Origin of the sequence: Grimontia celer, from assembly GCF_900055185.1 — a bacterium.
GTDB lineage: Bacteria > Pseudomonadota > Gammaproteobacteria > Enterobacterales > Vibrionaceae > Enterovibrio > Enterovibrio celer.
Genome location: NZ_FIZX01000003.1, coordinates 283,295 through 305,575 on the forward strand (window position 1 = coordinate 283,295; position 22,281 = coordinate 305,575).

17 protein-coding genes and 7 tRNA genes are annotated in these 22,281 nt (G+C 50.4%); 23 read left to right on the forward strand and 1 reads right to left on the reverse strand.

Annotation, left to right across the window (positions count from 1 at the left end; translation table 11 throughout):
- The first annotated feature begins 39 nt into the window (after positions 1–39).
- The 18 genes from alaS (at position 40) to GCE9029_RS20035 (ending at position 15,307) form a co-directional block, all read left to right on the forward strand.
- Positions 40–2,622 (forward strand): alanine--tRNA ligase, encoded by a 2,583-nt coding sequence (alaS, locus tag GCE9029_RS19950; RefSeq protein WP_062666276.1) that lies wholly within the window; start codon positions 40–42, stop codon positions 2,620–2,622.
- 486 nt (positions 2,623–3,108) lie between these two features.
- Positions 3,109–3,306 (forward strand): carbon storage regulator CsrA, encoded by a 198-nt coding sequence (gene csrA / locus GCE9029_RS19955; protein ID WP_002537591.1) that lies wholly within the window; start codon positions 3,109–3,111, stop codon positions 3,304–3,306.
- Between the two features lie 277 nt (positions 3,307–3,583).
- Positions 3,584–3,676: transfer RNA gene (locus GCE9029_RS19960), tRNA-Ser, on the forward strand.
- A 12-nt stretch (positions 3,677–3,688) separates the two neighbouring features.
- A tRNA-Arg gene (locus GCE9029_RS19965) sits at positions 3,689–3,765 on the forward strand.
- A 46-nt stretch (positions 3,766–3,811) separates the two neighbouring features.
- A tRNA-Arg gene (locus tag GCE9029_RS19970) sits at positions 3,812–3,888 on the forward strand.
- 10 nt (positions 3,889–3,898) lie between these two features.
- A tRNA-Ser gene (locus tag GCE9029_RS19975) sits at positions 3,899–3,991 on the forward strand.
- Positions 3,992–4,007: 16 nt separating this feature from the next.
- Positions 4,008–4,084, forward strand: a tRNA-Arg gene (locus GCE9029_RS19980).
- A gap of 99 nt (positions 4,085–4,183) precedes the next feature.
- A tRNA-Arg gene (locus tag GCE9029_RS19985) sits at positions 4,184–4,260 on the forward strand.
- Between the two features lie 45 nt (positions 4,261–4,305).
- Positions 4,306–4,382, forward strand: a tRNA-Arg gene (locus GCE9029_RS19990).
- A gap of 437 nt (positions 4,383–4,819) precedes the next feature.
- Positions 4,820–5,065, forward strand: a complete 246-nt coding sequence (locus tag GCE9029_RS19995; protein ID WP_062666277.1) for an oxaloacetate decarboxylase subunit gamma — start codon at positions 4,820–4,822, stop codon at positions 5,063–5,065.
- Positions 5,066–5,102: 37 nt separating this feature from the next.
- Entirely contained in the window at positions 5,103–6,890 is a 1,788-nt protein-coding gene (oadA, locus tag GCE9029_RS20000; protein WP_062666279.1) for a sodium-extruding oxaloacetate decarboxylase subunit alpha, read from the forward strand.
- Between the two features lie 10 nt (positions 6,891–6,900).
- Positions 6,901–8,031 carry a sodium ion-translocating decarboxylase subunit beta gene (locus tag GCE9029_RS20005; RefSeq protein WP_062666281.1) on the forward strand — a complete coding sequence of 377 codons (1,131 nt, stop codon included), beginning with the start codon at positions 6,901–6,903 and terminating at the stop codon, positions 8,029–8,031.
- 103 nt (positions 8,032–8,134) lie between these two features.
- Positions 8,135–9,070 (forward strand): NADP-dependent oxidoreductase, encoded by a 936-nt coding sequence (locus GCE9029_RS20010; RefSeq protein WP_062666338.1) that lies wholly within the window; start codon positions 8,135–8,137, stop codon positions 9,068–9,070.
- Entirely contained in the window at positions 9,070–9,657 is a 588-nt protein-coding gene (gene yqaB, locus GCE9029_RS20015; protein WP_062666282.1) for a fructose-1-phosphate/6-phosphogluconate phosphatase, read from the forward strand. The genes GCE9029_RS20010 and yqaB overlap by 1 nt, the downstream gene beginning before the upstream one ends.
- Entirely contained in the window at positions 9,644–10,075 is a 432-nt protein-coding gene (locus tag GCE9029_RS20020) for a YqaA family protein (protein ID WP_062666284.1), read from the forward strand. Before yqaB ends, GCE9029_RS20020 begins: the two co-directional genes overlap by 14 nt.
- A gap of 21 nt (positions 10,076–10,096) precedes the next feature.
- Positions 10,097–12,925: a M16 family metallopeptidase gene (locus GCE9029_RS20025; protein WP_062666286.1), complete on the forward strand. Its 2,829-nt coding sequence runs from the start codon at positions 10,097–10,099 to the stop codon at positions 12,923–12,925.
- Positions 12,926–13,037: 112 nt separating this feature from the next.
- Positions 13,038–14,612, forward strand: a complete 1,575-nt coding sequence (gshA, locus tag GCE9029_RS20030) for a glutamate--cysteine ligase (RefSeq protein WP_082804400.1) — start codon at positions 13,038–13,040, stop codon at positions 14,610–14,612.
- Between the two features lie 86 nt (positions 14,613–14,698).
- On the forward strand, positions 14,699–15,307 hold the full coding sequence (locus GCE9029_RS20035; RefSeq protein ID WP_062666289.1) for a transglycosylase SLT domain-containing protein: 609 nt from the start codon (positions 14,699–14,701) through the stop codon (positions 15,305–15,307).
- Positions 15,308–15,409: 102 nt separating this feature from the next.
- On the opposite strand, the gene GCE9029_RS20040 is transcribed toward GCE9029_RS20035, so the two are convergent.
- The gene (locus tag GCE9029_RS20040) at positions 15,410–16,645 is read right to left on the reverse strand and encodes a YbiU family protein (RefSeq protein ID WP_062666290.1); all 1,236 of its coding nucleotides are present in this window, start codon (positions 16,643–16,645) and stop codon (positions 15,410–15,412) included.
- Between the two features lie 346 nt (positions 16,646–16,991).
- On the opposite strand from GCE9029_RS20040, the gene GCE9029_RS20045 reads away from it, so the two are divergent.
- The 5 genes from GCE9029_RS20045 (at position 16,992) to GCE9029_RS20065 (ending at position 22,280) form a co-directional block, all read left to right on the forward strand.
- Positions 16,992–17,987, forward strand: coding sequence for a LacI family DNA-binding transcriptional regulator (locus GCE9029_RS20045; RefSeq protein ID WP_062666292.1), 996 nt, complete (start codon positions 16,992–16,994; stop codon positions 17,985–17,987).
- Positions 17,988–18,071: 84 nt separating this feature from the next.
- Complete coding sequence (locus GCE9029_RS20050; protein WP_062666294.1) at positions 18,072–19,319, forward strand: ABC transporter substrate-binding protein; 1,248 nt, start codon at positions 18,072–18,074, stop codon at positions 19,317–19,319.
- 81 nt (positions 19,320–19,400) lie between these two features.
- Complete coding sequence (locus GCE9029_RS20055) at positions 19,401–20,306, forward strand: carbohydrate ABC transporter permease (RefSeq protein WP_062666296.1); 906 nt, start codon at positions 19,401–19,403, stop codon at positions 20,304–20,306.
- Complete coding sequence (locus tag GCE9029_RS20060; protein WP_062666298.1) at positions 20,293–21,174, forward strand: carbohydrate ABC transporter permease; 882 nt, start codon at positions 20,293–20,295, stop codon at positions 21,172–21,174. Before GCE9029_RS20055 ends, GCE9029_RS20060 begins: the two co-directional genes overlap by 14 nt.
- 5 nt (positions 21,175–21,179) lie before the next feature.
- Positions 21,180–22,280, forward strand: coding sequence for an ABC transporter ATP-binding protein (locus tag GCE9029_RS20065; RefSeq protein WP_062666300.1), 1,101 nt, complete (start codon positions 21,180–21,182; stop codon positions 22,278–22,280).
- The last annotated feature ends 1 nt before the right edge of the window (position 22,281 follow it).

A 22,281-nucleotide genomic window follows, 5' to 3' on the forward strand; every position in this document is an offset into this window, starting at 1 on the left:
CGCAGTGATTACTACAACTCCAATTTTCAGGATTAGCCAATGTACATGAGCACCGACGAGATCCGCCGCGCGTTTCTCGAATTCTTTGAAAGCAAAGGGCACACTATCGTGCCTAGCTCATCGCTCGTGCCTGCCAACGACCCAACGCTGTTGTTCACAAACGCAGGTATGAACCAGTTTAAAGATTGCTTCCTAGGCCTAGAAAAACGCGCCTATACCCGAGCGACAACAGCGCAGCGCTGTGTACGTGCCGGTGGTAAGCATAATGACCTGGAAAACGTAGGCTTCACTGCCCGTCACCACACTTTCTTCGAAATGCTGGGTAACTTCAGCTTCGGTGATTACTTCAAAGAAGACGCTATCGCCTTTGCGTGGGAATTCTTGACTGAAGTACTGCAACTGCCAAAAGACCGCCTGATGGTGACGGTTTACGAAACAGACGACGAAGCATTCGCACTGTGGAACGAGAAAATTGGCATTCCAGTTGACCGTATCGTTCGCATTGGTGACAAGAAAGGTGGTAAGCCATACGAGTCAGATAACTTCTGGCAGATGGGTGACACTGGCCCTTGTGGTCCATGTACTGAAATTTTCTACGATCACGGTGACCACATTTGGGGTGGTCCTCCAGGTTCTCCAGAAGAAGATGGCGACCGCTTCATTGAAATTTGGAATAACGTATTCATGCAGTACAACCGTCATGCCGATGGCACGATGGAACCACTGCCTAAGCCTTCTGTTGATACAGGCATGGGTATCGAGCGTATTGCTGCGATCATGCAGGGCGTTCACTCAAACTATGAAATCGACATCTTCCAAACCCTGATCAAATCAGCAGCGGAAGTGATTGGGTACGAAGACCTGTCTAACCAGTCTCTGCGTGTTGTGGCTGACCACATCCGTTCATGTGCATTCTTGATTGTAGATGGTGTCATGCCTTCAAACGAAGGTCGTGGCTACGTTCTGCGTCGTATTATTCGTCGCGCAGTTCGTCACGGTAACAAGCTGGGCGCGACAGGCTCTTACTTCTACAAGCTGGTTGGCCCTCTGGCTGAGATCATGGGTACCGCTGGTGAAGAGCTAAAGAACCAGCAAGCAATGGTTGAGAAAGTGCTGAAGATTGAAGAAGAAAACTTCGGTCGCACACTGGATCGCGGCATGGCAATTCTGAACGATGCATTGGAAGCGCTGGATGGCAAAGTGCTGGACGGTGAAACTGTCTTCAAACTTTACGATACCTACGGCTTTCCAGCTGACCTGACTAACGACGTGGCACGTGAGCGCGGCTTCGCTATTGATGAAGAAGGCTTTGAGTCAGCGATGGAAGAGCAGCGTCAACGAGCGCGTGAAGCAGGCCAGTTTGGCACTGACTACAACTCTGTGATCAAAGTTGAAGGTAACTCTGAGTTCACCGGTTACGGTGCCACCGAAGGCAAAGGCCTGATCACTGATATCTTTGTTGATGGCATGGCGTCTGAGGCGCTGGCAACGGCAGACGAAGCTGTGATCATCATGGACCAAACGCCGTTTTACGCAGAATCAGGTGGTCAATGTGGTGATGCAGGTTTCCTGATGACAGATGCAGGCAAGTTCGAAGTTATCGATACCCAAAAATACGGCGCGGCTATTGGTCTGCGCGGTAAGTTGGTTGATGGCATGCTGAGCGTTGGCGACAACGTGGAAGCAAAGGTGAATGCAGAGCGTCGTCAGGCGATTGCACTGAACCACTCAGCAACCCACTTGCTTCACGAAGCACTGCGCATTGTATTGGGCGAGCATGTTCAGCAGAAAGGTTCTCTGGTTCGCGCTGAAGGTCTGCGTTTTGACTTTTCTCATCTTGAAGCGGTGAAGCCAGAAGAACTGCGCGCCGTTGAGAAGCTGGTTAATGAACAAATTCGCCGTAACCATGACGTCTCTACTGAAATCATGGACATTGAAGCGGCAAAAGCCAAAGGTGCAATGGCACTGTTTGGTGAGAAGTACGATGATAACGTTCGCGTGTTGACCATGGGCGATTTCTCTATCGAGCTTTGTGGCGGTACCCACGCCAATCGTACTGGCGATATCGGTATGCTCAAGATCGTTTCTGAAGGCGGTATCGCAGCAGGCGTGCGTCGTATCGAAGCGGTAACGGGTCAAGGCGCTGAAGACGCTTTCTATAGCCAGCAGCAAGAGTTTGCGAAGAAGGTGTCTGAATCTCAGAGCCGTGCGAAATCTCTGGAAAAAGAAATCCAGCAGCTGAAAGAAAAGCTGGCAGCTCAGGAAAGCGCAAGCCTGATCAACAACGTACAGGATATCAACGGTATCAAAGTACTGATCAGCAAGCTGGACGGCGCAGATAACAAAGCATTGCGTACCATGGTTGATGATTTGAAAAACCAAATGGGTAGCGGTGTGGTGTTCCTGGGTAATGTGTCTGACGACAAAGTGGGCCTGATTGCGGGTGTTACCAAAGATCTGACTGGCAAAGTGAAAGCGGGTGAACTGGTTAACATGGTTGCTCAGCAAGTTGGCGGTAAAGGTGGTGGTCGTCCTGATATGGCACAGGCAGGTGGTTCTGATACTGCTGCACTGCCAGCGGCTCTGGAAACCGTTGCACCTTGGTTGACCGAGCGTCTGTAAGCGCCGCATAAACCAAGCTAATTTAATGTAAAGAAAGGCTTCCTATGGAAGCCTTTCTTTTATATACATGCACATAAAGTTTATTCTTTGCACTTTTTTTTTAACTCTGTATAGTGCATCGCCTTAATGTGTGTGTGGCTATGATTTATTCGCTGCATTCACCTGATTTTTGCCCGGTAGGATGAACTTTTCCTGCCTCGCAGTATCTGACAACGTGATCTTCTGGGCACAGGGGTCACAATGTCTGGATTCGGTGTGCGAAATCTCATTGGTTAACTGGAGTTAGCTAAAGAAATGAGCCATATTGAAAAGCCAGACGGGCGCTTGGAGTACATAGCAGGCGCTTGCAAAGGATGCTCGCAAGGAAGGAAAGTAGTTGAAAGTCCATCTCGGAGCTTACGCTGCCGTGTGAGTTTACCTCGTGCAGTTAGAAGACCAAACAGACTCAACGAATAAGAAAGTTGTAAATACTCAAGGAGTAGAAGAATGCTGATTTTGACTCGTCGCGTAGGTGAAACGCTGATGATTGGTGATGAAGTGACTGTTACCGTACTGGGCGTAAAAGGTAACCAGGTACGCATTGGTGTGAACGCGCCTAAAGAAGTGTCTGTTCACCGTGAAGAGATCTACATGCGTATTCAGGCAGAGAAGGGTAACCCAGCACCAACTGGCGGTAACTTCTAAGCACCGCGCATTTGAGTTTTCAGAAAGGCCGAACGTTGACTCGGCCTTTTCTTTACCTAAACGCAAATAAACTGACCACATGAAGACCCAGAATGACTGTCAGACTGTGATTTTTCGAGGTGTTCAGGTCGTTCATTTAAAACACAATTGGCGGCGATTTTGCCTCGCCAAAGCGGCAAATGGCGGAGAAGTGTGCAAACGCAACGAGATTGCAGATTTTTCCCGATAAAGTGTTTGACATATTCTTGGCTCAAAGTAATATGTGCCTCCGCAAGACGGTGAGGTGGCCGAGAGGCTGAAGGCGCTCCCCTGCTAAGGGAGTATGCGGTTTATAGCCGCATCGAGGGTTCGAATCCCTCCTTCACCGCCATTCTTGCACTGCGCGACCGTAGCTCAGCTGGATAGAGTACCTGGCTACGAACCAGGCGGTCGGAGGTTCGAATCCTCCCGGTCGCGCCATTATTTCATTTTTTGGCTGATGCCAGAAAATAGCCCGAATTGTTGTGCGCTCGTAGCTCAGCTGGATAGAGTACCTGGCTACGAACCAGGCGGTCGGAGGTTCGAATCCTCCCGAGCGCGCCATGATTTGTGCGGTGAGGTGGCCGAGAGGCTGAAGGCGCTCCCCTGCTAAGGGAGTATACGGTTTGTAGCCGTATCGAGGGTTCGAATCCCTCCTTCACCGCCATTTGTAAATTAGTTGCGCGTCCGTAGCTCAGCTGGATAGAGTACCTGGCTACGAACCAGGCGGTCGGAGGTTCGAATCCTCCCGGACGCGCCATCCTAATTTACACTCCCCTTAGGCAATTGCCTTTCCAAGGACGAAGCTCCGTTTCCGACGAAGCGCTGGCATCCGGATGATGCATGAAGTGTTTACTGCGCGCTCGTAGCTCAGCTGGATAGAGTACCTGGCTACGAACCAGGCGGTCGGAGGTTCGAATCCTCCCGAGCGCGCCATTTCACTTTCACCCAGATTGTTATTTTTATGCAATCAACGCCTGCGCGACCGTAGCTCAGCTGGATAGAGTACCTGGCTACGAACCAGGCGGTCGGAGGTTCGAATCCTCCCGGTCGCGCCATTTCTTTTCTGCATTTCTATTCGAAATTTCCGACTAATCTCTCATAGTCTCAAAAAGCTGACTTCTCCGCGAAATTCCAGTTTTTACACTTTTACTGGCTTTTAAACGCACTGCGCTTCTCACTAAAGAAATTCTTGCTTAATCCTCTGAAAAACCGGGTTTTTACCTGATGATTATTCCGCAACAAAATGCACCAAGTTTCGCATGTCGCCCATTAACAATGTGGTAACAATTGCGCATTTTTATTGCGTCAGAGGCCGAAAATGAAGCAAATGATGAGTATTGCAGGATTGTCATTATTGCGTTTTGTTAGTATTTTGACCAACAACTTAACTGAGTGAGTAAATTCTCAACAAAATGTAAATCGCGTTTGTTGAGAAAAAGTCGTGCCGATTTTCCGGTGAACGGAATGCGGTAACCTGCAAGGAAGCAAACATATGGATTTGGGTAGTACTCTCCAGCACGCTGCCACACTCATGCTGACAGGCATGGTGGTGGTTTTCATCTTTCTTACCATCTTGGTCGGTCTGGTCAAGCTGATGTCCCGCTTGGTCCCCGAAGAGTTGCCACCTCAGGCAACCACCACGACCACTCCATCAAATAACAATAATGGTCAGGTATCCGGGGATACTATTGCTGCGATTTCTGCAGCAGTACATAAATACCGTAGTCGCCAGCGCTAGCTGATGCGAAACGTACAATTACAAGGAGTTTTGTCGTATGTCTAAGCCACTCGCTATTACAGACGTTGTCTTGCGTGATGCACACCAATCGCTGTTTGCGACGCGCATGCGTCTTGATGACATGTTGCCGATTGCCGCTGCGTTAGATGATGTCGGTTACTGGTCATTAGAAACCTGGGGCGGCGCAACATTTGATGCCTGTATCCGTTTCTTGGGTGAAGACCCATGGGTTCGCCTGCGCGAACTTAAAAAGGCGATGCCGAAAACCCCAATGCAAATGCTGCTACGTGGTCAGAACCTATTAGGTTACCGCCATTATGCCGATGACGTGGTGGAGAAATTCGTTGAGCGTGCTCATGCCAACGGCATGGACGTGTTCCGTATCTTTGATGCGATGAACGATGTGCGCAACTTTGAGAAAGCGGTGAAGTCTGCCGTGAACGTTGGTGCACACGCTCAAGGTACCCTTTCTTACACTACCAGCCCTTACCACACTCTGGACACCTGGACTGATTTGGCGAAGCGCCTTGAAGATCTGGGTTGTCATTCTCTGTGTATCAAAGACATGTCTGGCCTGCTCAAGCCTTACGAGGCAGAAGAGCTGATTAAGCGCATCAAAGCTTCTTGTGATATCCCTCTTGCGCTGCACTGTCACGCTACGACTGGTCTTTCTACTGCCACTGCCGTTAAAGCGGTTGAAGCGGGCCTTGATGTGCTGGACACGGCCATCTCTTCGATGAGCCAAACCTATGGCCACACGCCAACCGAAACCGTTGTAGCTATGCTGCAAGGCACAGAACGTGATACGGGCCTGCAGCTAGAGAAAATCGAGCCAATTGCTGCTTACTTCCGCGAAGTTCGTAAGAAGTACGCCAAATTTGAAGGTCAGCTGAAAGGCGTTGATTCTCGCATCCTGATTGCTCAGGTACCGGGCGGCATGTTGACTAACATGGAAGGTCAGCTGAAGGAGCAGGGCGCAGCAGATCGTCTGGATGAAGTACTGGAAGAGATCCCTCGCGTTCGCGAAGACTTGGGTTATATCCCTCTGGTTACACCAACTTCTCAAATCGTTGGTACTCAGGCGGTCATCAACGTACTGACGGGTGAACGCTACAAGAGCATCACCAAAGAAACAGCAGGCGTCCTGAAAGGCGAATACGGCGCAGCACCTGCAGAAGTGAACAAAGAACTGCAGGCGCGTGTTCTGGATGGCGGAGAGGCGATTACCTGTCGCCCTGCTGATCTCATTGAACCAGAGCTTCACATTCTGACTGATGAGCTGATTGCTAAGTCGAAAGAAGAAGGCATCTTGCTGGCTGAAGCACAGGTTGATGACGTTCTGACTTACTCTCTGTTCCCACAGGTTGGTCTGAAATTCCTGAAAAATCGTGGCAACCCGGATGCCTTTGAGCCAGTACCAGGTACTGAGCCTGAAGTCGCAGCGGCTCCAGCAGCACCTGCTTCTGCGGGTGGCACTGAAGCTTACAGCGTTCAGGTAAACGGTCAGGTTTACGATGTGGTTGTTGGTCCGCAAGGCGAGCTGACATCTGTGACGCCTTCTGCGTCAGCGCCAACGTCTGCAGCGCCTGCTCCTGCACCAACAGCAGGTGCATCTGAAGCAGTTGCCGCTCCTCTGGCGGGGAACATCTTCAAAGTGGTTGCGAAACAAGGCCATCAGGTTCAGGAAGGCGATGTACTGCTGATCCTGGAAGCAATGAAGATGGAAACTGAAGTTCGCGCAACCCGTGCTGGTGTCGTGCAAGATGTGATGGTGAAAGAAGGTGACTCTGTTACCGTTGGTTCACCGCTACTGAGCCTGGCGTAAGAGGAAAATCATGGAAGGTTTGTTAATCCTCTGGAGTGAAACCGGTCTGGCCAACTTTGATTTTGGCCAGCTCGTGATGATCACTGTCGGTTGTTGCCTGTTGTTTTTGGCGATTCGTAAGGGCTTCGAGCCCTTACTTCTGCTGCCAATTGGTTTTGGTGCCATCCTCGCGAATATACCGAATGCCGGCTTTACCGAGCCGGGTGGTGTGTTGTATTACGTCTACTACGTAGGCATTGAGTCTGGAATCTTCCCACTGCTGATCTTTATGGGCGTGGGTGCAATGACTGACTTCGGTGCATTGATTGCTAACCCTCGTACCCTGTGGCTGGGTGCAGCTGCGCAGTTTGGTATCTTCGCTACCCTGTTTGGTGCCATCTTGCTGAATCTGGTACCCGGGATGGAGTTCTCGCTGGCAGATGCAGCATCTATCGCGATTATCGGCGGTGCAGATGGTCCAACGGCAATATTCTTGGCCAGTCGCTTGTCTCCAGACTTGTTGGGTGCGATTGCCGTTGCGGCATACAGCTACATGGCGCTGGTGCCAATCATCCAGCCGCCAATCATGAAGCTGCTGACCAACGAGCAAGAGCGTAAGATTGAGATGCAGCAACTGCGTCACGTATCGAAGACAGAGAAAATCATCTTCCCGTTGGCGGTACTGATGATGGCGATTCTGTTCCTGCCTTCTGCGACACCGCTGGTTGGTATGTTCTGTCTGGGTAACCTGATGCGCGAATGTGGCGTGGTTGACCGTCTATCAAACACGGCGCAAAACGAGCTGATCAATATCGTGACTATCTTCCTGGGCCTGGCTGTAGGTTCTAAGCTTCAGGCAGAGTCCTTCCTGAAGTTTGAAACGCTGGGTATTCTGGTGCTGGGTGCGGTCGCTTTCAGTATCGGTACTGCGGCTGGCGTATTGATGGCTAAGCTTTTGAACAAATACAGCAAAGACAACATCAACCCACTGATTGGTGCGGCAGGTGTTTCGGCTGTACCTATGGCGGCACGTGTTGTGAACAAGGTCGGTCTTGATTCCAACCCGCACAACTTCCTGTTGATGCACGCAATGGGGCCAAACGTCGCAGGCGTATTGGGCTCAGCGGTTGCAGCAGGTGTTCTGTTGGCACTGGTTGGCTAACCCTTTAAAATACGTTCACAAAATAATAAGGCGGAAGGCATTGAGTCTTCCGCCTTTTTTATTAACACTGGAAAAAACGCTGGTGCAGAAAAAGGATGAAACTATGCCAAAGAACCTCCAACTTGCCATCACTGCTTTCGGTGAACCGGATACCCTCAAGCTGCAACAAACCGATATCCCTACACCATCTGAAGACCAGGTACTGGTGAAAGTGGCGTTCGCGGGCGTTAACCCTATCGATGCTAAAACCCGTGCGGGTCTTGGCTGGGGCGCAGAGAAAATCAAAGACAGCTTGCCATGGACGCCTGGCTTTGATGCAGCAGGTGTGGTCGTGCATGATAGCGGAGAGTTCAAAGCTGGTGATCGTGTTGTGGGTCGTATTGTCGAGGGAGGAGGGTATGGCCAATATCTTTGCGCGCCTTCTGACGCGCTTTCTTTTGTGCCGGAGGATGTATCTCTGGAGCAAGCCTCAACGCTTCCCGTTGCGGGTCTGACAGCTTTGCAGGCGCTTGAGTTGGCCAATACAACCAAAGATGACAAAGTGCTGATCCTGGCGGGCGCAGGTGGTGTTGGCCATATCGCTATCCAGTTGGCGAAAGCGAAGGGCGCAGATGTCTTTGCCACATCTTCCTCCAAAAATGCCGAGTTTGTTTCCTCGCTGGGGGCAACCGCTCTGGATTATGGCAAAGCACCACTTGAACAGCAGGTTCAGGATATCGATGTGCTGATTGACCTGATGGGCGGCGATGTTGGCGAAGCGGCATTGGCTTCAGTGAAAGCCGGTGGTCGTGTGGTCACTGTGCCAACAATTACGGCTCCGCGCATTATCGAAGCCGCAGAGAAACGTGGTGTCATTGCTCAGGGTATGCTGGTGCAGCCGAATGTTACCCAACTTGATGCATTGCTGAATGCGGTTTCGGACAATTCACTTACCATCGAAATCAGTAAAATCTATCCGCTTGAAGACGGTGTTCAGGCGCATGTCGATATTCAAAGCGGCAGAACCCGCGGAAAAATTCTTTTGGAGATCCCGCAATAATGAGTCGCTACGACAAATACGAAGCGTTGATTTTTGACCTTGATGGCACTCTGCTCGATTCGATGCCCGCGCATTTTGCAGCCTGGCAGCAGACAGCCACTGATTTTGGGTTTGAAGTTGATGAAAGTTGGTATCACTCCCGTGGTGGCAGTCCGACAATTTTAACGGCTCAAACTCTGGTGAAAGAGTTGGGGCTGGCGATTGAGCCCCAAACATTGGCAGACCACAAAACGCAGTCTTTCAAGCACTTGATGGAAGCGCATCTCGAGCAATTGCCGTTTGTTGAAGTTGCTAAACGTTATGCAGGCAAGAAGCCAATGGCCGTGGGAACAGGCACTCTGACTGATATTGCAGCGAGAATGCTGGAGAAATCCGGACTTCTCCATTTATTTGATCATGTGGTAGGGGCAGATCAAGTCTCCGCCCACAAACCTGCGCCTGATACCTTTTTGCACTGTGCGCAGTTGATGAATGTGTCACCGGAAAAGTGTCTGGTGTTTGAAGACGCGATATTTGGCATTGATGCTGCGGCAGCAGCAGGGATGGATGTCATAGATGTACGGGTGACAGACGTTGGATTGGATTAGTGGTGACTCTGCGCTGTGGGTATTGTTCTCTACCGGTTTTCTCAGCGCAACCTTGCTCCCCGGTGGCTCAGAAGCCAACCTGATTTACCTTCTTAAACAAAGTGACTACGGTATAGCCATACTGGTCATTGTGGCGACTTTGGGTAATACCCTTGGTGGCATGACTAACTATTGGATAGGCCGTTTTATTCCCGCGCGAACCCTTAACCAAAAACACGGTCAAAGAGCCATTAGCTGGTTGCAACGATACGGTTACTGGACGTTGCTCCTAAGCTGGCTTCCTATTATTGGTGACCCCCTTTGTCTTGCGGCCGGATGGCTGAGACTCAAAAAACGTTGGTGCTGGATCTTGATTGCGATCGGCAAAGCGCTGCGTTATCTCATTTTGGCACTGGTCACCCGAGGCCTTCTTTTTTAACGATCATAGAAAGGATAGTTAGTGCGTTATTTTATCCTCACTGCCGCTGTTTTGGGGCTGTCGGGGTGTGGCGTGTATCAGACCACATCCCAGCCTTCGCTGCCTGAAGGCATCACCGTTATTGAACAAAAGAAAGCGGGTGAGAACACCCCGTCGATCCCTTACCAGAAATACCAATTGGACAATGGACTAACTCTAGTGCTACATCCGGATGACTCAGATCCATTGGTGCATGTGGATGTGACTTACCACGTTGGTTCTGCCCGCGAAGTGCCAGGAAAATCTGGCTTTGCGCATTTCTTTGAGCACATGATGTTCCAGGGGTCAAAGCATGTGGGTGATCAACAACACTTCAAGTTTGTCACTGAATCTGGAGGCAGTGTTAATGGCACCACTAATCGTGATCGTACAAATTACTATCAAACTGTCCCGGCTAATGAACTTGAAAAAATGCTGTGGCTGGAATCGGACAGAATGGGTTTTCTGCTAGAAGCGGTTTCCCAACGCAAGTTTGAAATCCAGCGTGATACGGTGAAAAACGAACGTGCTCAGAACTTCGAAAACCGCCCATATGGTCTTGTGCATGAAACCCTGGCCGCGGCGCTTTATCCGCCGACTCATCCTTACAGCTGGCCGACGATTGGCTATGTGGAAGATTTGAATGGTGTTGATGTTGACGACTTGAAAGCCTTCTTCCTGCGTTGGTACGGGCCGAACAATGCCACGCTAACTATTGGTGGCGATATCGATGTTGAACAGACACTGAAGTGGGTGAACAAATACTTTGGTGATATCCAACGTGGACCGGAAGTAGATGTCGCCGATAAATGGCCGGTGACCATCGACGCCGATCGCTTTGTGACGCTCGAAGACAATATCCAGCAACCAATGCTGGTAATGAGCTGGCCGACTGAATACCCGGGCGCAGAATCCCGCGTGGCGGTCGATATGTTGGGCTCGGTCTTGGGACAGGGGCGCAACAGCCTGCTGTATCAGGACTTGGTGAAGCCCGGTAAAGCCCTAAGTGCCAGTGCATATCAGGATTGTGCAGAGCTTTCCTGTAACTTCCAGCTTTATGTGTTGGGTAATCGCGGACAGGATCTTAGCGAGCTTCGCGGTGACGTGATGAAAGTGCTGGATTCACTCAAAGTCCGCGGCATCAAAGAAGACGATCTTGAGCAAGTGAAAGGCAGCGCAGAAGCAGGTGCTGTGTTTGGTCTTCAGAGTGTGCATGGCAAAGTTGCCCAACTTGCGTCGAATCAAACGTTTTATGGCGAACCGGATAGGTTGGCAAACTGGCTTGGCGAGCTTAGCGCAGTGACCACGAAAGACGTGGAAAATGCCATCAACCGCTTTGTTTGGCAGCAACCTTCGGTCAATGTCTCCGTGGTTCCGAAGGGACAAAAGAACCTGCAAGCAGCTGAGCAGAACTATACCGCAATCCGGGCAACATCATCCGGTGAGTCAGAAAAGCCAGCGATGCGGTTCACCCCGGAAACCTTTGATCGCAGTATGCCACCGGGTCCTAATGGCGCAGTAACGGTGAAAGTGCCAGAGCTTTATCACTCTAAGCTAGGCAATGGGATCGTAATATCAGGTGCCGAATCCAACGAGACTCCAACGATCACTGTGCATCTGATCCTTCCTGCTGGAAGTTTGATGGAGCCACAGGGTAAAAATGGTCTAGCGTCGTTAACTGCCGATTTGATTACCGAAGGGACGAACAATCGAAGCAGCGAGGATATTGCTGCTGAATTAGATCGTCTGGGTTCAAGTGTCAGCTTCAGCGCTTCTTCACGTGGCACTACCATTAGTGTGTCATCACTGACCAAAAATCTGCGTGAAACGTTAACGCTTGCAGGAGACATGTTGTTTAATCCGCGTTTCGAAGAGGCAGACTTTGAACGCTTGAAGAAGCAGGCACTGGAAGGCATCCAGTTCAGTCATCAGACGCCGCAATGGCAGGCTGGGCAGGCCAGACGCGAAATCCTCTATAGTGATCCATGGCATGCATTGCCGTCTGAAGGAACCGAAGAAACCCTGAGCAGCCTCACGCTCGAAGACGTGAAGCAATTTTATGCGAACAATTACACGCCCAACAACGCTCGCCTGATTGCGGTCGGAGACATTGATAAGCAAGCCTTGTTATCAAAGATAAATGGGTTGAGTAGCTGGAAAGGCCAGAAGGCAACGGCTCCAGCGCCAGCAGAACGCAAGCAATATGCTGAGCCTCAAATCTGGCTGGTAGACAAACCGGGTGCGCCGCAAAGTGTGGTGCAAATGGTGCGTCATGCCATGCCTTATGACGCCACTGGCGAGATGTTCAAGACCAAACTGGCAAACTTCAACTTAGCCGGAAATTTCAACTCGCGCCTTAACCTTAATCTTCGTGAGGACAAAGGCTACACTTATGGAGCCAGCGGCTATGTTGTCGGGAATCAGGATACAGGCCGCGTCGTATTTCAGGCGCAAGTGCGCGCAGACAGTACGGTCGATACCGTCCGCGAGATGCAGAATGAACTCAACGAGATTGCCGCAAGTGGTATCACCGACGATGAGCTTAGTTTCCTGAGATTGGCTGTGGGCCAAAAAGAAGCGTTGAGCTATGAAACACCGGGGGACAAAGCCGGTCTTATTGCCAACATGATGCGCCATCAGTTGTCGTCAGACTATAAAGCGCAACAGAAAGCCATTATTGATACGGTTTCAAAAGAGACGCTTAATGCTCTTGCAGCAAAATGGTTCTCACCCGAAGCGTATCAAGTGATTATTGTGGGGGATGCAGCGTCTCTAGAGCCAGCACTCTCCACATTGGGACTGCCCGTAAAGCGTTTAGTGGTTGAGAATTAGACGTTAAATTACGGCAGGGAAGCGATGAGTAAAAACAGTGAGATGGCTTTTGCTGACAAGAGTGATTATGCTTAGCCATCTTACTGCTTTATGACAATAAACGAGTGCAGCCTTGACTAGTTTCTCCCAAAGGTTGGAAGCGTTCTCCGCAAATCCGGAAGCGCTCAAAGGCATTGGCCGAGGTGTTGAGCGCGAAGCATTGCGCATCACACCACAAGGTACGCTGTCCTCCGACGCCCATCCAAAAGCGTTAGGCTCTGCCCTGACTCACCAGTGGATCACGACCGACTTCGCCGAGCAATTGTTGGAATTCATCACGCCGGTGACCTATTCCGTGCCTGAAATGATCTCGCAACTGCAGGACATACATCGATTCACCTATCGCACACTGGGCGAAGAATCCTTATGGCCAATGTCGATGCCTTGCTATGTCGCGAACGAAGACGACATCACATTGGCACAGTACGGCTCTTCAAACGTGGGACGAATGAAAACCCTGTACCGTCAGGGGTTGAAGCACCGCTACGGCAGTGTGATGCAAATCATTTCCGGTGTGCATTTCAACTTCTCGTTCCCAAGCAGTTTCTGGCAGCAGTTGTTTGGCGATCAGACACCATACGCAAGACAGGAATCCGTGTCTGAAGCCTATTTTGGTTTGATCCGAAATTACTATCGCTTTGGCTGGATGATTCCTTATCTGTTCGGTGCCTCACCGGCACTTTGTGGATCGTTTATCAACAAAACCGAGTCGAAACTGGATTTTAAAGAGGTGGGTAATGGTACCTGTTATCTGCCTTACGCAACCTCACTTCGCCTGAGCGATTTGGGTTACACCAATAATGCGCAAAGCAGCCTGAAGATTGGCTTCAATGGCCTTGAGCAGTATCTGCAAGGTGTGCGTGCGGCAATTGGCACGCCATCTTCTGACTTTGCAAAGATTGGCGTGAAGGACGAAAACGGTTATCGCCAGCTCAACAGTAACGTGCTCCAGATTGAAAACGAGCTTTACGCGCCGATTCGTCCAAAGCGTGTAGCGAAAAGTGGTGAAAAACCATCTGAAGCTTTGGAGCGTGGCGGTGTTGAATACATCGAAGTACGTTCGCTTGATGTGAACCCGTTCAGCCCAGTGGGCATTGATGATTATCAGGTTTACTTCCTCGACTTGTTCATCACTTGGTGTGCGCTTTCAGAATCTGCACCCATGACAGACTGCGAACTGCAATGCTGGCGTGAAAACTGGAACAAGGTGGTTCTTGAGGGACGTAAGCCGGGCCTTACCCTGCAAATTGGCTGTGATGGCGAGCAACTGACTCAAGCTGAATGGGGACAACGTGTCTTTGCTGATCTGGCGGAGTTGGCAGTGGTGATGGACAGTGCTTACGGTGGCGATAAATACCAGTCAGTCTGCAAAGAGCTGTCATCTTGGTTTGAAAACCCGGATAAAACCCTGTCAGCGAAACTGCTGAAAGATGTACTCGATAATGAAAGCATCGGCAAAGTTGGTTTAGGTATTGCCCGCGACAACCAGGTTTTGTTTGCCGATGGCGATTATCAGGCTTTCTCGAAGCAGCAGTTTGAAGAAGAAAGCGAAGCCAGCCTGAAACGTCAGCAAGATGTGGAGCAAGGCGACGGTATCAGCTTCGAGCAGTATCTGGCTGAGTATTTTGGTGATAGTGTATCGCTTTGATGTGATACCTATTTAGTACAAACAGGCTGGTATCCCCAGCCTGTTTTTGTATGTGCCAATAAAAGCGACAGATTGAAAGGACACCCATGCGCGTTTCTCCCAAATGGCTGCTTGTTCTCTGCGCACTGGTATTAACCGGTTGTGCGACGCCTCCGCCGAAAAATCCTGATAACCTTTGCAGTATTTTCCGCCAGTATGACGATTGGTATGAAGATGCGGTCGACATGGAAGATGAATGGGGGACACCAATTCATATTGCTATGGCATTTGTGAAGCAGGAAAGCTCCTACGTTCATGATGCGGTACCGCCAAGAGACTATGTGCTTTGGGTGATCCCATGGGGTCGGGTGAGCAGTGCTTATGGTTATGCTCAGGCGCAGGATCCAGCTTGGTCTGATTATCAGAAGGCAACCCGAAATGGTGGTTCTCGCACAGATTTTGGTGATGCAATGCAGTTTATCGGCTGGTATACCAGCGAAACTCAGAAGCAACTGGGCATTTCTAAGTGGGATGCTTACAACCAGTATCTGGCCTATCACGAAGGGCGTGGAGGCTTTAAGCGTGGCACTTACAAATCCAAGCCTAAAGTGATGCAAGTGGCGAGAAAAGTCGAACGTCAGGCTAAAACTTACGGTGGGCAGTTGAGAAGCTGCCGTGAAGAGCTGGAAGATAACCGAAGCTGGTGGCCTTTCTAGCAGTCGTCAGTGAGTGTTGTCCGAAAATGAAAAGCGCCGATCCCGGCGCTTTTTTGCGTTTGGTCTAAGACAACCCAAAAACTCTCATCGCTTCTGTTCAGGTTACTCAAAACCCATTTGGCGTTTGCCGAGTTCGCTTAAGTCATCCAAGGTTGCGCGTCCTGTATAAGTTCTTTCGTGGTGCTCCGGTGCGAAGTCTGGACAGCTTTCGCCATTTAGGAAAGCCGTGCGCTGCTTGGCAAGGAAGAGCTGGTTTTTCTCGCAATCCGGCGCAGCACCAATAAACAACACATTACTATAGCCATCGCCATTATGTTTATCTTCTACGGCATGAATGGTATCCGGGTGCCACCAGACAGTATCGCCAGGGTTCATTTTGGGAATCGAAACCAAGCCTTCCAGCAAAATTGGATGCCATTTAGCAGAGACGGTTAACGCACGTCCTGGTGCTGCACCACAGAGATCTTCTTCAGGCACATCATCTTGAATAGCCCGAAGTAGCATGTAAGGCATCGCCATAGTCGAAGGAACCATCTGAAGGGTGCCATCACCTTTGCCCTGAGAGGTGAGCGCCACCCACCCCTGGAAAGTACGGAACACGCTGCATACAGCAGGGGATGGGTACTCCTCAACTTCGATACGGTTAGCGCCATGAAAAGCTTCATAATTCTGCCAATCGCCGAGGAACACTTCGCGATAAACCTCACGGTAATGGGGTTCGATCCAGCGTTCGATAGAGCCGGAATCAACATGAGGGGAAAGGCCAAGGGTGGCGTCACCCGGCTCGCGGCGACGGACGCGATCCGCGTAGCTGGCTTCTAGATCCGGGTTGAAAAACGTTTTGCCTTTGTCCTGCCAAGTCCAAAGGTGGTTGAGGTGTCTGCGTGCAGTCGCCATATTAGGATGCTGGCGTGCCCAGATCTGTGCTTGGGACCAGTAGATCCCGAAGATCTGTGGTTTATCCGATTTCAGTTGACTGAAGTAATTGTCTTCCACAGTGGGTGTGTGGTCGTAGTACCCGTTATCGATAATGTACTGGGAAAGCGCCTCGTTGTGCTCGGTAACTTCTTCTGCTGGCAAGGTATTTCTAACAATGCAACAACCTGCCCTATGCACTTGCTGTTTCTGTTCATCGCTAAAGCCGCTTTCAGCAATGTCGGCAAACTCAAACTCAGGGATTGCTGAGCCCTTGCTCTCCTCTTGCTTAATGCGCTCGACCTCCACTTTCATGGCCTCTGACACTTGCTCAAAGCGTGATTGATAGTCCGGCATTTGAGCTTTCAAAGCTTGTTTAAAGTCGCGGATTTGCTGTGGCATGTTTTCTGTGGAAAGCGGCATACGTCCTCCTTTTGATACTTGGATATCACCTAAAGGCCGCAATGTTTAAAGGGGAATAAGGTGTCACCAGTAACGTCCTTAAGGGGTCTTAACAGGATTTGCGCAAGCGTTGTGATCTAATCCTTGTTTTAAACCCGTGATTTAACGAAATTGCAACTTATTTTCCACAAATATACTACCTTTATTGGAACGTTCCAGTTTATTTTTTAATCATAATTTATTTTTGCTCGCATATATTTGTAATTGAAAGGTAAATTTTTTTACGGGCAGAACGTGGTCAATCAGGGGTGATCCTTACGTGGCGACAGGAAACAAAAATGGACATTCCAGTCCGAGAAAAGCCACGGTGATTGACGTTGCAAAAGCAGCGGGTGTCTCTAAATCCACTGTGTCTCTGGTGCTTCGTGGAGGGGCAGGCGTTAAGGCCGATACTGTCACCAAAGTGAACGAGGCCATTCGTAAGCTGGGATATGTGTACAACCGCGATGCGGCTGGACTGCGAAACCGCGAATCAAATTTGGTGGCGATAGTTGCCAACGATCTGGCGAACCCGTATCTGGCTCAGGTCATCATGGCATTGGAAGTAGAGCTGGAACAGCGTGGCTATATGCCGGTCATCGTAAACATTAACGAGAGCATTGAGCGTCAAAGCTCGATGGTGGCATCACTCAAAGAGCATAACGTGGCGGGTTTTTTCATCACGCCTGCGCCGGGGACTGAACCTGAATGGTTGAAAAACCTTGCCAGTGCTTCGCATCCTGTCGTCTGCCTGATGCGTGATGTCGAAGGTGCAAATGTGCCTACAGTGATGCCGGATAACCGTTTGGGAATGTATTTAGCGACACGCTACCTGATTGGACTTGGACACAAGCGGATAGCCTTCGTTGGTGGCTTGGCCAGCATTTCCGATTATCACGAGCGTAAAGACGGCTTTTTAAAAGCCATGCAGGAAGCGGGTTTAACGGTGAAAGACGGAGATATTGAGCCAAACTCGACCAAGCGTCAGGGCGGAACCATCGCGGTGAACCGGGTGCTGGATAGAGATCCATCGATCACTGGCATTGTATGTTTCACCGATGTGGTGGCTTACGGAGTCTACACCGCTTTGCAGGAGCGTGGTTTAACACCGGGTAAAGACATTGCCGTGGTGGGGTTTGACGATTTAGAGGACAGCCGGTTGATGTCTCCAGCGCTAACGACCGTGAGAGTCAGAGCTGAGGACATTGGCCAAATGGCATGTGAACGCTTGCAACAATGGCGAGAGAACCAGAAGGTGCCAGAAAACGCCCTCGTTGGCGTGGAGCTTGTGGTTCGTTCGTCATGTTGTTCGGTAGTGGGATAAGGGCTGAACGTCTGGCCTCACCTCCCTTATAGGAAAGGAAGACTGCAGTAATCGCAGGTCAACGACAACAATGGGACAACTATCATGACAAAGAACAACATGATGCAAACCCTGCCCCTCGCAGGTACTTTGCTGTTATCAGCGACTGTCGCTCAGGCAGAAGATGTAGAAGTGCTGCACTGGTGGACGTCGGGCGGTGAAGCCGCAGCACTTAACGTGCTTAAGGACGATTTGGCAGGCCAGGGCGTAGGCTGGCAGGACATGCCAGTTGCCGGTGGCGGCGGTGGTAACGCAATGACGGTTCTACGTGCTCGCGTGACCTCGGGTAATCCCCCTACAGCAGTGCAAATGCTGGGCTTTGATATTCAGGACTGGGCAGCAGAAGACGTGGTGGCCAATCTGAATGGTGTCGCTGAGGCGGAGGGCTGGAATACTGTTGTGCCGAATGCGCTGCAAAACTTTGCCAAATACGATGGTAAGTGGGTCTCTGCGCCAGTGAACGTTCACTCAACTAACTGGATTTGGGCGAACAAAAAACTGCTGGATGAAGTCGGCGCTAAACAGCCAGCTAACTGGGATGAGTTGATTGAAACACTGGATAAGCTGAAAGCGGCGGGTTACATCCCACTGGCACACGGTGGTCAGGATTGGCAGGATGCAACCATCTTTGATGGTGTGGTATTGACCACTGGTGGTATCGACTTCTACAAAAAAGCGATGGTCGACTTAGACCCTGACGCGCTGGGCTCAGATACCATGGTGAAAATTTTTGACCGTATGACACAACTGCGTGGCTATGTGGACAAGAACTTCCCAGGTCGCGACTGGAACCTGGCATCAGCCATGGTGATTGAAGACAAGGCAGGCATGCAAATCATGGGTGACTGGGCGAAAGGTGAATTCCTTAAGGCCGGTAAGAAGCCAAATGAAGATTTCCTCTGTTTCCGCATGCCAGGCACCCAAGGCATGGTGACCTTTAACTCTGACCAATTCGTGATGTTCGATGTCGGTGATTCGGATGCGCAGAAAGCCATGGCTAAAGCCATCATGTCTCCGGCATTCCAGTCAGCATTTAACGTAGTAAAAGGCTCTGTACCGGCACGTACTGACGTACCAAATGATGCGTTTGATGCCTGTGGTAAAAAAGGTATGGCGGATCTGGCGGAAGCCAACAAAAACAACACGCTTGTTGGCAGCATGGCCCATGGTCACGCTGCGCCAGCAGCAGTAAAAAATGCTGTCTATGACGTGGTGACCAACCACTTCAACGGTGGTATGGACTCCAAGCAAGCGACGAAAGCACTGGTTGCTGCCGTTCAGGATGCTCAGTAATCCAATGGAAAAAGGGAAGGGGTAAACCCTTCCCTTTTTTATTACACGGATAGTCGTTTCTCGTCGTTTGAAGGATCAACTATGGCTTCTCAAGGAAAATACAGTTCGCGCCAGTTCTGGCAGCAACTGTTGCCAAAAATTGTTATTGCTCCCTCGTTCGCGCTGATCCTCTTTTTTGTTTATGGCTTTATTGCCTGGACAACCTACATTTCATTCAGCCGTTCGCGGATGCTGCCGAACTATAACCTCGATGGAGTTCGGCCATATGAAAAACTCTGGAACAGTCTTACTTGGCAGGTGGCGCTCGAAAATCTCGCCATTTTCGGCATTCTCTACATTGTGATTTGCTGTGCTTTGGGGCTGCTGCTGGCGATTTTACTCGATCAGAAAATCCGCATAGAAGGTGGATTGCGTCCGATATTCCTCTACCCAATGGCATTGAGTTTTATCGTGACAGGTACCGCGTGGAAGTGGTTCCTGAACCCCGGCCTTGGGCTTGAAAAAACCATGCATGAACTGGGGTGGGAGAGCTTCAGCTTTGATTGGCTTATCAACCCGGATATGGCGATATACACCATTGTTATCGCAGGGGTTTGGCAAACCTCCGGCTTTGTGATGGCTATGTTCCTGGCAGGGCTTCGTGGCATCGACAGCGAAATGCTGAAAGCGGCGCAGCTTGATGGGGCGTCATCCTTCCAGATGTATCGACGTATCATTATCCCTCAGCTTCGCCCGGTATTTTTAAGCGCTTTCATCGTGCTCGCCCATATGGCGATCAAGAGCTACGACTTGGTTATTGCGCTGACGGGAGGCGGTCCGGGTAATGCAACGGCATTACCGGCCACCTTTATGTATTCGTACACCTTCTCGCGAAACCAAATGGCAGTGGGTTCTGCGAGTGCCATTATCATGCTGATGACCATTGCGGCGATCATCATCCCTTATCTCTACAGCGAGTTGAAGGAGCCCAAGCATGGAGAGCATTGATAACAAATCCCCGTTTCAGGGCGCAAAATTCTGGCGTGTGCTGATCTACACCACGCTCATTGTGTTCGCCTGTATGTATCTGCTTCCTCTGTTCGTGATGCTGGTGACATCCTTTAAAGAGCTGGATGAAATCCGTCAGGGCAATATGCTGGCGCTGCCAGAAGTGTGGACGGTGGAGCCATGGAAAGCTGCGTGGGGAACAGCCTGTATCGGCCTTACCTGCGAAGGGATCAGCGGCTACTTCGGTAACTCAATCGCCATCACGGTGCCCGGTGTTTTGCTTTCCACCATATTGGGTGCATTGAATGGATATGTGCTCACCAAGTGGCGTTTCCCGGGGCACAAATGGGTGTTCGGTTTGATGCTGTTTGGCTGCTTCATTCCATTCCAGGTGGTGCTTGTGCCTATGAGTCAGGTCCTCGGTACGCTTGGGATAGCGAATACCACGCCAGGGCTGGTGATGGTGCATGTGATTTATGGTTTGGGTTTCACCACGCTGTTTTTCCGCAACTATTACGAAGCGTTTCCCAGTGAGTTGATTCGTGCCGCCATGATAGATGGGGCAGGTTTCTTCCAAATGTTCTTCCGTATTTTGTTGCCAAGCTCTGGCCCTATCATTGTGGTGACCATCATCTGGCAGTTCACCAACATCTGGAACGACTTCCTGTTTGGCGCGTCTTTTGCATCTGGAGATACCGCGCCGATCACCGTAGCCCTGAACAATCTGGTGAACTCTTCTACGGGTGTAAAGGAATACAACGTGCACATGGCTGGCGCCATGATTGCGGCACTGCCCACCCTTTTGGTTTATGTCCTGGCCGGTCGCTATTTCGTACGCGGTCTGATGGCTGGCTCAGTAAAAGGATAATGTGAATGGCTTCTTTGACGCTTAATAATGTAAAAAAACGCTTTGGCCATGTAGAGGTTTTAAAGGGCATAGATATAGCCATCGATGATGGTGACTTTCTGGTGCTGGTGGGGCCGTCAGGCTGTGGTAAATCGACCTTGCTGAACATGATTGCTGGCCTCGACAGCATCAGTGATGGGGAAGTGTCCATTGGTGATGTGGTGATTAACGACCTGCACCCGGCAGACCGCGATATCGCCATGGTGTTTCAGTCTTACGCTCTTTACCCAAATATGACCGTCGGTCAGAACATCTCGTTTGGATTGGAAATGCGTAACGTTCCAAAACCAGAGCGTGACCGCAAGATAAATGAAGTCTCTTCAATGCTGCAGATTGAACACCTGCTGAGCCGAAAACCAGGTCAGCTTTCCGGTGGTCAACGTCAACGTGTGGCGATGGGGAGGGCACTTGTGCGTGACCCGAAAATCTTCCTATTTGACGAGCCGTTGTCGAATCTGGATGCCAAGCTACGCGTTGATATGCGTACCGAAATCAAACGTCTTCACCAGCGTTTGAGCGCAACGATTGTGTACGTGACCCACGACCAGATCGAAGCGATGACACTCGCAACGAAAATTGCAGTGATGAAAGACGGCGAGCTTCAACAACTAGGATCTCCTGCTGAAGTTTATGACAATCCAGCCAATACCTTTGTAGCAACCTTTATGGGGAGCCCATCCATGAATCTTGTGGATGCCAAAGTTATTGAGGCAGACGCGAGCCGCACCGTGTTGCAATTGGAAGGGTTTGATGGAGAGCATCAATCTATAGCCTTTGACGTAGGATTTGCAGACTTGGCTGCCTATGTTGGGAAAACTGTCAGCCTTGGGGTGAGGCCGGAAGACATCACCGAGCAGGCAGATGGCGAGGGCACGCTGCACTGCAAAGTTGATGTGACTGAGCCAACCGGCGCGGACACTTATGTGATTACTTCGCTGGGTGGTAAGGAAGTCGTTGCCCGAATGCCAGCGAATATTTCGCTAAGCGCAGGGGATATGGCACACCTTGGTTTTAATCCCGAAAAACTGGTGCTGTTTGATACTGATAGCGGTAACCGTATCCGATAAG